Source organism: Enterobacter cloacae complex sp. OE43NF, assembly GCF_023544405.1.
GTDB classification, from domain to species: Bacteria; Pseudomonadota; Gammaproteobacteria; order Enterobacterales; family Enterobacteriaceae; genus Enterobacter; species Enterobacter cloacae.
Genome location: NZ_JAMJFW010000078.1, coordinates 1 through 11,528 on the forward strand (window position 1 = coordinate 1; position 11,528 = coordinate 11,528).

The following is an 11,528-nucleotide window of genomic DNA, read 5'->3' on the forward strand; positions in this document are numbered from 1 at the left end:
GGCAAAGTCGATGGTCTGCACTATTTCTCTGATGACGACGGTCAGGATGGCGACCAGACCTACATGCGTCTTGGCTTCAAAGGCGAAACTCAGGTTAACGATCAACTGACCGGTTACGGCCAGTGGGAATACCAGATTCAGGGTAACTCTGGTGAGAACGAAAACAACTCCTGGACTCGTGTGGCGTTCGCCGGTCTGAAATTTGGTGACGCGGGTTCTTTCGACTACGGTCGTAACTACGGTGTTGTTTACGATGTGACTTCCTGGACCGACGTTCTGCCAGAATTTGGCGGCGACACCTACGGTTCTGACAACTTCATGCAGCAGCGTGGTAACGGCTTCGCGACCTACCGTAACAGCGATTTCTTCGGCCTGGTTGATGGCCTGAACTTCGCCGTTCAGTATCAGGGTAAAAACGGTAGCGCAAGCGGTGAAGACCAGACTAACAATGGTCGTACTGAACTGCGTCAGAACGGTGACGGCGTCGGCGGTTCTATCACTTATAACCTGGGCGAAGGCTTCGGTATCGGTACTGCCGTGTCCAGCTCTAAGCGTACCAGCTCCCAGAACGATCTGACTTACGGTAATGGCGACCGCGCTGAAACCTACACTGGCGGTCTGAAATACGACGCTAACAACATCTACCTGGCTGCTCAGTATACTCAGACCTATAACGCGACTCGCGTAGGTAACCTGGGTTGGGCTAACAAAGCGCAGAACTTCGAAGTGGTTGCTCAGTACCAGTTCGACTTCGGCCTGCGTCCATCCGTGGCTTACCTGCAGTCCAAAGGTAAGGATCTGGAAAACGGTTACGGCGATCAGGATCTGCTGAAATATGTTGATGTTGGTGCGACTTACTACTTCAACAAAAACATGTCTACCTATGTGGACTACAAAATCAACCTGCTGGATGACAAAGAGTTCACCCGTAACGCAGGTATCAGCACTGACGATATCGTAGCACTGGGTCTGGTTTACCAGTTCTAATCGCTTTTCAGTGTAACAAAGGGGCCGGCTGGCCCCTTTTTATTGCCTTTTTTAAGGCCTTTCAATTCCCGCGTTTTGGTGTACTCTTGCCGCCCTGGCATGAGGATAATAATGAATGGACATGACTTTTTTACGCGCCAGCGTCCTGGCAACCTTTTTTTTCCTGACCGCATGTGACTCTTCCACGCCTGTGGCACACACCGACGCGCCAGCGGCGACGGTGCTGGAAGGCAGAACGATGGGGACATTCTGGCGCGTCAGCGTAATGAACCTTGATAAAGCACGCGCAGAAGAACTTCGCGGCAAAATTCAGTCTCAGCTGGATGCCGACGATCAGCTGCTATCCACCTACAAAAACGACTCGGCGCTGATGCGCTTTAACCTCTCTACCAGCACGTCCCTGTGGCCGGTGAGCGAGGAGATGGCCGATATCGTGACCGAATCGATGCGCGTGGGCTATAAAACCCACGGTGCGATGGACGTGACCGTGGGGCCGTTAGTTAACCTCTGGGGATTCGGCCCAAATAAGCAGCCGGTGACCACCCCCGATCAGGCGGCCATTGACGACGCCCGCGCCCGGACAGGGCTTCAGCACCTGACGGTGATCAACCAGTACGGGCAACAGTATCTGCAAAAAGACATCCCCGATCTGTTTGTTGACCTGTCGACAGTCGGGGAAGGTTATGCGGCGGATCATCTGGCCGCACTGATGGCTCAGGAAGGCATCCCGCGTTATCTGGTCTCCGTGGGTGGCGCATTGGTCAGCCGGGGGATGAACGCCAGCGGCAAACCGTGGCGTGTGGCGATTCAAAAACCGACCGACCAGCAAAATGCGGTGCAGGCAATTGTCGATATTAACGGCCATGGCATCAGCACCTCCGGCAGCTACCGTAACTATTACGAGCTCGACGGGAAGCGGATCTCGCATGTCATTGACCCCCAGACCGGGCGACCCATTACGCATAATCTGGTCTCGGTTACGGTGATTGCCCCGACGGCGCTTGAAGCCGATGCCTGGGATACCGGGTTAATGGTGCTCGGTACTGAGAAAGCCAAAGAGGTGGTTCGCCAGCAAGGGCTGGCGGTATATATGATCACCAAAGAGGCCGACGGCTTTAAGACCTGGAGTTCACCGCAGTTCGACAGCTTCCTGGTGAGCGAAAAGAATTAAAAAGCAAGGTTGCGGGTTTTTGATTGCTGGCGCTCAGGCAAGCTGTAGGTATGCTTGTAAGAGGAGCCGATGATGAAAAACCCGACTTATATGACCGATGAGGATCGCTGGCAGGCCGTGCTGGCCCGTGATCCGCGTGCTGACGAACAATTTGTCTTTGCCGTCCTGACGACAGGGATCGTATGTCGTCCGTCCTGTCGCGCCCGACACGCGCTGCGTAAAAATGTCCACTTTTACCCCGATGTGCACCATGCTGTTCAGGCAGGGTTTCGGCCGTGCAAGCGCTGCCGACCGGACAAACGCGACCCGCAGGAAGAGAAGCTGGCAAAAGTGGAGCGCGCCTGCCGCCTGTTGGAGCAGGATCCCGCGTTAACGCTGGAAATGCTGGCGCAGCAGGTTGCCATGAGTCCTTTCCATTTTCACCGCCTGTTTAAATCCGTAGCCGGGATGACGCCAAAAGCCTGGCAGCAGGCAGCGCGGGGACAGCGCCTGCGCAATGCGCTTGCCCACGGGGATAAAATAACCGATGCCGTGCTGGCGGCAGGGTTTCCGGACAGCAGCAGCTACTATCGTAAAGCCAACGACGCGCTGGGCATGACGGCAAAGCAGTACCGTAAAGGGGATGTCGCAGTGCGCTATGCCATCAGCGAGTGTGCCTTAGGCCGCTGTCTGGTGGGCGAAAGCGAGCGGGGGATCTGCGCAATATTGCTGGGCGATGATGATGCCAAAGTCACCCAGGAGATTTTGTCGTTGTTTCCGGACGCGGAGCGCGCGCCGCTGGAAGGCGAATTTGCCCGACGTATTGCTCAGGTTATCCATACCATCGATAACCGTGGCGTGCCGCTGGCTCTGCCGCTGGATATTCGCGGAACCGCTTTCCAGCAGCAGGTCTGGCAGGCCCTGCGCAATATTCCCTGCGGTGAAACAGCCAGCTACCAGCAGGTGGCGCAGGCGATTGGCAAACCTGGCGCGGTACGTGCGGTGGCCGCAGCGTGTGCCGCAAATAAACTGGCGATCGTCATCCCTTGTCATCGTGTTGTACGCCAGGACGGAGCGCTTTCGGGCTATCGCTGGGGGACGGAACGAAAGGCGCTATTATTGAAACGTGAGTCCAGGAATCAGGAGGGATAATGCTCGATCTCTTTGCGGATGCAGAACCCTGGCAGGAGCCGCTAGCGCCTGGCGCAGTGATCCTGCGCCGGTTTGCACTCTCCCGGGCCTCGGCGCTGCTGGCCGGGATCCAGGACGTCGCGGCCGTTTCGCCATTCCGACATATGGTGACGCCTGGCGGCTACACCATGTCGGTGGCGATGACCAACTGCGGTACGGCAGGATGGGCAACCAACGAACGGGGCTATCTCTATGCCCCGGACGATCCCGTCACCGGCAAGCCCTGGCCGCCCATGCCTGCGGTTTTTCAGGCGCTCTGCCATGATGCCGCCGTCGAGGCCACCTATCCCGATTTTCAACCGGATGCCTGTCTTATCAACCGCTATGGCGTTGGGGCGAAACTCTCGCTGCATCAGGATAAAGATGAACCCGATCTGCGTGCGCCGATCGTCTCGGTATCCCTGGGTCTACCCGCCATATTCCAGTTCGGCGGATTACGCCGCAACGATCCTCTCCAGCGTCTGATGCTGGAGCATGGGGATGTGGTGGTGTGGGGCAGGGAGTCGCGGCTCTATTACCACGGCATTCAGCCACTGAAGCCTGGCGTCCATCCGCAGACGGGCGAGTTCCGCTTTAACCTGACTTTCCGCCAGACCGCGCCAGGCAAACAAAAATAAGAATTATTCTTGATGTAAACGCAGGGCAGTTTACACTGCTGGCTGATTTTTATTGTCCGGATTGCCTGCATGCAACTACTTCTTCTTGTCTGGCGTCAGTATCGCTGGCCCTTTATTGCGGTAATGGCGCTAAGCCTTGCTAGCGCCGCATTAGGTATTGGTCTTATCGCCTTCATCAACGTGCGTTTGATCGAAATGGTCGACACCTCGCTGTCCGTTCTGCCGGAATTTCTGGGGCTATTATTGCTGCTGATGGCGGTCACGCTGGGTTCCCAGCTGGCGCTGACGGCTCTCGGGCATCATTTCGTCTTCCGCCTGCGCAGCGAGTTTATCAAGCGGATCCTGGATACCCAGGTGGAGCGCGTCGAGCAACTCGGCAGTGCCTCTTTGCTGGCGGGACTGACGAGCGACGTGCGCGCCATCACCATTGCGTTTGTCCGTCTGCCAGAGCTGGTGCAGGGCATTATCCTGACCGTTGGCTCGGCGGCCTATCTCGCCTGGCTCTCCAGCAAGATGCTGGCCGTTACGGCACTGTGGATTACTATCACCATCTGGGGCGGTTTTCTGCTGGTTTCCCGCGTCTACAAACACATGGCGGTACTGCGTGAAACCGAGGACAAACTCTATAACGATTACCAGACGGTACTGGAAGGGCGTAAAGAGCTGACCCTGAACCGCGAGCGTGCCGAGCATATCTTCAACAACCTCTACATCCCGGACGCGCGTGAATACCGGCACCATATTATCCGTGCCGATACCTTCCACCTGAGCGCGGTTAACTGGTCGAACATTATGATGCTGGGCGCGATTGGCCTGGTCTTCTGGATGGCCAACAGCCTGGGCTGGGCCGATACCAATGTAGCGGCAACTTACTCCCTGACCCTGCTGTTTTTGCGCACACCGCTGCTCTCTGCCGTCGGCGCATTGCCCACCTTGCTGAGCGCGCAGGTGGCGTTTAATAAGCTCAAAAAGTTCGACCTTGCGCCGTTCAAAGCGGAGTTCCCGCGCCCTCAGGCCTTCCCGAACTGGCAAACGCTGGAACTGCGTAACGTCACATTCCGCTACCAGGACAACGCCTTTTCCGTGGGGCCGGTCAATCTGACGATTCATCGCGGCGAACTGCTGTTTCTCATTGGCGGTAACGGCAGCGGGAAATCGACGCTGGCGATGTTGCTGACGGGGTTATATCAGCCGCAATCGGGTGACATTCTGCTGGATGGCCGCGCGCTCAACGCAGAGAAGCCTGAGGATTATCGCAAGCTGTTCTCGGCGGTATTCACCGATGTCTGGCTCTTCGATCAGTTGCTGGGGCCGGAAGGGCAACAGGCTAACCCGGCGCTGGTGGAGAAGTGGCTGGCGCATCTGCAGATGTCGCACAAGCTTGAGCTGCAGGACGGCAAGATCCTCAACCTGAAGCTCTCGAAAGGCCAGAAAAAGCGCGTGGCGCTGCTGCTGGCCCTGGCGGAAGAGCGCGACATCATTCTGCTGGACGAGTGGGCGGCGGATCAGGACCCGCATTTCCGCCGCGAGTTCTACCAGGTGCTGCTGCCGCTGATGCAGGCGATGGGCAAAACCATCTTTGCCATCAGCCATGACGATCACTACTTCATTCACGCCGACCGGCTGCTGGAGATGCGTGACGGCAAGCTGAGCGAACTGACCGGTGAAGAGCGCGATGCGGCGTCTCGCGATGCGGTGGCGCGCACGGCCTGAAGCCCTCATCCTAACCCTCTCCCACGGGGAGAGGGGATAAATCGTGCATGTTATGCCGATTTTTTCTCCATCCCGCCCCGTTGTTTATTCTTATTTACATATCTCCGCGCTATGCTTAAAGCCAACTTATTTCATGGATTTATGATTAATGTCGGTTTTAAAGAAAAACAGTGCCAGGCAGCGCGACCAGGAACGTGCGCGTCTCATCTGGCTCCTCACGACGGATAAAGCGGTCACCTCTGCGTTACTGGGCAAACTGACCCTGGCTGAGCAATATGATGTCGGCACGCTGGCCGACGATATTGCTGAGGTAGGTGCGCTGGTTGCTCATTTACCTCCGCCGGATCTGGCGGATACCCTGGAAGCCCTCCCCTCGGAAGAGCGTCACGCCCTGTGGCGGCTGGTGCAGGATCATGAGCGCGGGCAGGTGTTGCTGGAAGCCTCTGAAAACGTCTGGGACGATCTCATTGATGAGATGAGCGACCGGGATATCCTCGATGCCCTGCAGACGCTGGACATTGACGAGCAGATTTACCTCGTTCAGCACCTGCCGCGAAACCTGACCGGGCGACTGCTGGCTTCGCTGCCTGCGGAAGAGCGGGCACGCGTGCGTCAGGTGATGCACTATGACAAACATAGCGTGGGCGCCATTATGGAGTTTGGCGTCATCATGGTGCGCCCGGATGTGACTCTCGGTACGGTGCAGCGCTATCTGCGTCGCCTGGGCAGCATGCCGGACAACACCGATAAACTGTTCGTCACCTCCCGGGATAAAACCCTGCTTGGCGAGCTGGAGCTTAAAACGATCCTGCTCAACAGCACCCAACGGCGGGTGAGTGAGGTGATGGAAACCGAGCCGATGGTCTTCTCCCCGGAAGACGACGCGGAAAAAGCGGCCCGTACCTTCGAACGTGACGACCTTGTGAGCGCGGCGGTCGTAGATTCTGTGGGTAAACTGATGGGGCGTCTAACCATCGATGAGATCGTTGACGTGGTTTACGAAGAGACCGATAACGATTTACGTGCGCTCGGCGGGATCAGCGCCGAAGATGACGTCCACGCCTCCGTCGGCAAGGCAGTGAAAACCCGCTGGGCATGGCTCGCCATTAACCTCTGCACGGCATTTATCGCCTCCCGGGTGATCGACGGCTTTGAACACACCATTTCACAACTGGTCGCGCTGGCCTCGCTGATGCCGATTGTGGCCGGCATTGGCGGCAACACCGGCAACCAGACCATTACCATGATCGTCCGCGCGCTGGCGCTGGAGAATATTCAGCCGGGTAACTTCGCCTTCCTGATCTTCAGGGAGATGGGGGTGGCGCTGATTAACGGCCTGGTGTGGGGCGGCATTATGGGCGGCATTACCTGGTGGCTGTACGATGATATGGCGTTAGGCGGGGTGATGATGCTGGCGATGGTGCTGAATCTGCTGGTGGCCTCCATGATGGGGGTCATTATCCCCCTGACGATGACCAAACTGGGGCGCGACCCCGCGGTGGGGTCGAGCGTGATGATTACCGCCATCACCGATACCGGCGGTTTCTTTATTTTTCTTGGGCTTGCAACGATTTTTCTTCTTTAAGCCGACGCTTGAGCCGGGCGGGAAGCGATGCCATCACAATAATCCCGCCCAGCACGCCAATGGCCAGGTTACCGGTTGAAACCGTTGCTGCAACGGTAATCAGCATCACAACCGTTTCGGCAATGGGCGCACTTTTTAACGTGGCAGGCTGAAGGCTGTGCCAGTTAAACGTTTTGATGGCAACAATCGCCATGATCCCGGCCAGAACGGCCATAGGGATTTTTGCCATCACCTCACTGAGGGCGGTGACCAGCACCAGCAGCACCATGCCCGCTGCAAAAGTTGAGACGCGACTGCGACCTTTGCCCATCTCCACGTTGACAATGGTTTGTCCGATCATGGCACAGCCCGCGATCCCGCCGTACAACCCGGCAAGAATATTCCCTGCGCCGAGGCCGATACTTTCACGGCGTTTGCTGGACGTCGTCGCGGTCAGTTCATCCACCAGTTTTGCCGTCAGCAGTGATTCCAGCAGGCCGACAAAAGCGATACTCAGCGCGCATGGCCAGATGATGCTGAGCGTTTCCATATTCAGCGGGACGAGCAGCTGCGTCATCCCTGGCAAACCACTGCTCATAGAACCTTCATCCCCCACAGTCGGGAGAACCTGTCCGCTGGTAACGGTGAACAGGGTGAGCAGTACAATCGCAATAAGCGGTGACGGGATGCTTTTAACAAAGCGCGGCACCCAAAGCACAATCAGCAGCGTCAGCACGAACAGGCCCACAATCAGCGGGCTGCGGCTCCAGAAGTGGGGAACCTGTGCGAAGAAAATTAACAATCCCAGCGCATTTACGAAACCGGTCATCACCGACTGGGGAATAAAGCGCATCAGGCGCGCCATTCCGAACACGCCGAACAGAATCTGGATTATCCCCGCCATCAGGACCGCCGGCAGGATGTACTGCACCCCGTGCTGATGCACCATCGGGCCAATCACCAGCGCGACGGAGCCCGCAGCTGCTGTGACCATCGCACGACGACCGCCGAACGCTGAAAGGGTCAGACACAGCACCACAGAGGCAATCAGGCTGACCTTTGGGTCAACGCCTGCGACCACGGAAAAGGAGATCACCTCAGGAATGAGGGCCAGAGCGGTAATTACGCCTGCCAGCGTTTCGCGTAGCAGCAGTTGAGGGGAACGCAGCACCGTGGCGACCTGGTCTTCACGGGAAAGAGAAGCATGGGGTAATGACATAACAATTCGCAGATTAGGGCGGGCTTCCGTGCGCGCGATCACAAAGTGCAGCATAGTAACCAGAAATACCGCGCCTTGCCAGTTTCATCCGGCAATCCCACACAAACAATCCATCATTAAATTTCACAATTACAATAATTTCGTAACCTTTAAACAATATTTAAAAGTTGCTACCGTTCCCCCCGCAGCTTTTTTCACCTGCAATTTCCACGCTTCAAGCACTACTCAACTAAGGCAAAATTATGAAAAAAATGACTGCCATGCTCTTTTCTCTGGCCGTGGGGCTGAACACCGTCTCAATGGCGGCGAAAGCTGACGCACCAAAAGAGCAGGAAACGGACGTCCTTTTAATTGGCGGCGGCATCATGAGCGCCACGCTGGGAACCTATCTGCAAGAGCTTCAGCCGGACTGGTCAATGACCATGGTCGAGCGCCTCGATGGCGTGGCGCAGGAAAGCTCAAACGGCTGGAATAACGCCGGTACCGGACATTCGGCACTCATGGAACTGAACTATACGCCGCAGAAAAAGGACGGTTCCATTAGTATCGAGAAGGCGGTAGAGATCAACGAAGCATTCCAGATTTCTCGCCAGTTCTGGTCTCACCAGGTGAACAGCGGCGTGTTGCACGATCCGCACTCCTTCATCAACACCGTGCCGCACATGAGCTTTGTGTGGGGCGAGCAGAATGTGAACTTCCTGCGCGCGCGCTACGCGGCGCTGCAGCAGAGCACGCTGTTCCGCGGCATGAAATATTCTGAAGATCACGCGCAGATCAAAGAGTGGGCACCGCTGGTGATGGAAGGTCGTGACCCGAACCAGAAGGTGGCGGCAACCCGTACTGAGATTGGTACTGACGTCAACTATGGCGAAATCACCCGTCAGCTGGTGGCTTCTCTGAAGAAAAAAGAGAACTTCAATCTGCAGCTCAGCACCGAAGTGCGTGGCTTTAAGCGCAACGCTGACAACAGCTGGAGCGTGACCGTTGCCGATCTGAAAAACAACGAAGCCGAGCACGTTATCAAGGCAAAGTTTGTCTTTATTGGTGCGGGCGGTGCGGCGCTGAAACTGCTGCAGGAGTCCGGTATTCCGGAAGCGGACGACTACGCGGGCTTCCCGGTGGGCGGTCAGTTCCTGGTGTCGGAAAACCCGGAAGTGGTGAACCGTCATCTGGCAAAAGTGTATGGTCAGGCCTCCGTGGGGGCGCCGCCAATGTCCGTTCCTCACATCGATACCCGTATGCTTGATGGTAAGCGTGTGGTGCTGTTCGGGCCGTTTGCAACCTTCTCCACTAAGTTCCTGAAAAACGGCTCGTTGTGGGATCTGCTGAGCGCAACCACCACCTCAAACGTGAAGCCAATGATGGATGTCGGGCTGGATAACTTCGATCTGGTGAAATACCTGATTAGCCAGGTGATGCTTTCTGATGAAGAACGCTTCGAGGCGCTGAAAGAGTACTATCCGCAGGCGAAGAAAGAAGACTGGCGTCTGTGGCAGGCGGGTCAGCGCGTACAGATCATCAAACGCGATCCGAAAGAGGGCGGTGTGCTGCGTCTGGGTACCGAAGTGGTAAGCGATAAAGACGGCACTATTGCCGCCCTGCTGGGGGCTTCCCCTGGTGCCTCTACCGCTGCACCTATCATGCTGCACCTGATGGAAAAAGTGTTTAAAGATAAAGTCGCCACGCCGGAATGGCAGGCGAAGCTGAAAACGATTATTCCATCCTACGGTACGAAGCTGAACGGTAACGTGGACGCGACGGAGCAGGAGCTGGAATACACCAGCCGCGTGCTGCAGCTGCAATACGTTAAGCCGCAGGCTGCTGATGCTGCACCAAAAGCGGAGCTGAAGCCGCAGGCAGAAAACAAACCGGTGGCGGATATCGCGCTGTAAGGTAAAAGCAAAACGGTAACATCCGTTACCGTTTTTAGTGTTTTCTCCCTCTCCCGGTGGGAGAGGGTTGGGGTGAGGGCACCAGAGCACACCCATTCCGGGTCGGGTAAGGCGAAGCCGCCACCCGACTTATTCTTAACGTACTACCGCTTGTCCGATATTTTCATCCGCCTTCCACACGCGATATTTCACTTCCACGTTTTCCGGCGTATACACCACGATTGGCAGCTTGCTGTTGTAGCGTAACAGGCTGTTATCACCCAGATACGCGGTCACGAATTTCTTCTCTTTCTTGCCATCCGGGCAGGCCATCATGGTGGAAACCGGTGACGTCACTTTATCAAAGATAAAGTAGTCGTAGCCCCAGCCTTCCAGCGTTTTGCTTTCCAGCTGTCCGCCGAGACGATGCTGGTTGCAATCCACTTCCAGCGTCTGGCCGATCAACAGTTCCACTTTGAAATTCGCTTCATTTTGCTGAGCCGGTAACTGGATCACCTGACGCTTCATGCCTTTTTCCGCTTGCGGATAAGGCGCGATTTTTTCCAGAGGTTGTACCTTCTGGCTTTCAGTTGCGAAGGCGCTGGTGCTGACGCACGCGGCGGCGATCAGGGCAAGGGCAAATTTAGGTGCGTTTTTCACAGTCATTCCTTTATGTCAAAACCATCCTGATGAGATTAGCATAACGCCCATGAATGATTAGCGTGATTTACTTACATTTTCAATAAAAGCAGTGTAATTAGCTAATGCAGTGCCATTTTTGTGGTGGTTTGTACTTCGGTGGAGTCTGGCGGCAGATCGTGTTATTTTAAGGCATACATAATGTTATTCATCTGTAAAGGGAAGAGAGATGATTCGTGCAAAACTGAAAACACCTGAAGGCCGTAAGTTCCTCCTGGCGCTGCTGGTTGTGTTTATGATTGCGGCCGCTTGCGTGGGCCGGGCAACTATTGTCGGCGTCATCGAACAGTACAACATTCCACTCTCTGCGTGGACGACCAGCATGTATGTCCTGCAGTCGGCGATGATCTTCGTTTACAGCCTGGTGTTCACCGTCCTGCTTGCCATTCCGCTGGGTATTTTCTTCCTTGGCGGGCGTGATAAGCACTAAGCGTTCACTTGCGATCTCAAAAGCCAGTCTGCGGGTTGGCTTTTTTTGTGCACAAAAAAACCAGCCATATGGCTGGTTTTTAAATAG

At 55.9% G+C, this 11,528-nt stretch carries 10 protein-coding genes; 8 read left to right on the forward strand and 2 right to left on the reverse strand.

Features of this window, described 5'->3' with window-relative positions:
* From M8370_RS22030 to mgtE, 6 genes are all read left to right on the forward strand, one after another.
* The coding region (locus tag M8370_RS22030; RefSeq protein WP_250021733.1) for a porin OmpC at positions 1-987 on the forward strand (987 nt) is incomplete at its 5' end.
* Positions 988-1,102: 115 nt separating this feature from the next.
* On the forward strand, positions 1,103-2,158 hold the full coding sequence (gene apbE / locus M8370_RS22035) for an FAD:protein FMN transferase ApbE (RefSeq protein WP_250021734.1): 1,056 nt from the start codon (positions 1,103-1,105) through the stop codon (positions 2,156-2,158).
* Between the two features lie 72 nt (positions 2,159-2,230).
* A complete protein-coding gene (gene ada, locus M8370_RS22040) occupies positions 2,231-3,289 on the forward strand; it encodes a bifunctional DNA-binding transcriptional regulator/O6-methylguanine-DNA methyltransferase Ada (protein ID WP_250021735.1) in 1,059 nt (352 codons plus the stop codon).
* Entirely contained in the window at positions 3,289-3,945 is a 657-nt protein-coding gene (alkB, locus tag M8370_RS22045) for a DNA oxidative demethylase AlkB (protein ID WP_013098003.1), read from the forward strand. The genes ada and alkB overlap by 1 nt, the downstream gene beginning before the upstream one ends.
* 69 nt (positions 3,946-4,014) lie before the next feature.
* On the forward strand, positions 4,015-5,658 hold the full coding sequence (locus M8370_RS22050) for a multidrug ABC transporter permease/ATP-binding protein (RefSeq protein ID WP_128311504.1): 1,644 nt from the start codon (positions 4,015-4,017) through the stop codon (positions 5,656-5,658).
* A gap of 148 nt (positions 5,659-5,806) precedes the next feature.
* Positions 5,807-7,243, forward strand: a complete 1,437-nt coding sequence (mgtE, locus tag M8370_RS22055) for a magnesium transporter (protein ID WP_013098001.1) — start codon at positions 5,807-5,809, stop codon at positions 7,241-7,243.
* On the opposite strand, the gene M8370_RS22060 is transcribed toward mgtE, so the two are convergent.
* The gene (locus M8370_RS22060) at positions 7,206-8,495 is read right to left on the reverse strand and encodes a SulP family inorganic anion transporter (protein ID WP_250021736.1); all 1,290 of its coding nucleotides are present in this window, start codon (positions 8,493-8,495) and stop codon (positions 7,206-7,208) included. The two genes, mgtE and M8370_RS22060, sit on opposite strands and share 38 nt — an antisense overlap.
* A 188-nt stretch (positions 8,496-8,683) precedes the next feature.
* Here M8370_RS22060 and mqo point away from each other — a divergent pair, with 188 nt between their 5' ends.
* Entirely contained in the window at positions 8,684-10,333 is a 1,650-nt protein-coding gene (mqo, locus tag M8370_RS22065) for a malate dehydrogenase (quinone) (RefSeq protein ID WP_020690675.1), read from the forward strand.
* Between the two features lie 135 nt (positions 10,334-10,468).
* Here mqo and eco read toward each other — a convergent pair whose 3' ends face one another.
* Positions 10,469-10,978, reverse strand: coding sequence for a serine protease inhibitor ecotin (gene eco, locus M8370_RS22070; RefSeq protein ID WP_029883097.1), 510 nt, complete (start codon positions 10,976-10,978; stop codon positions 10,469-10,471).
* Between the two features lie 202 nt (positions 10,979-11,180).
* Here eco and M8370_RS22075 point away from each other — a divergent pair, with 202 nt between their 5' ends.
* Positions 11,181-11,441, forward strand: a complete 261-nt coding sequence (locus M8370_RS22075) for a DUF2534 family protein (protein WP_013097997.1) — start codon at positions 11,181-11,183, stop codon at positions 11,439-11,441.
* Positions 11,442-11,528 lie beyond the last annotated feature (87 nt).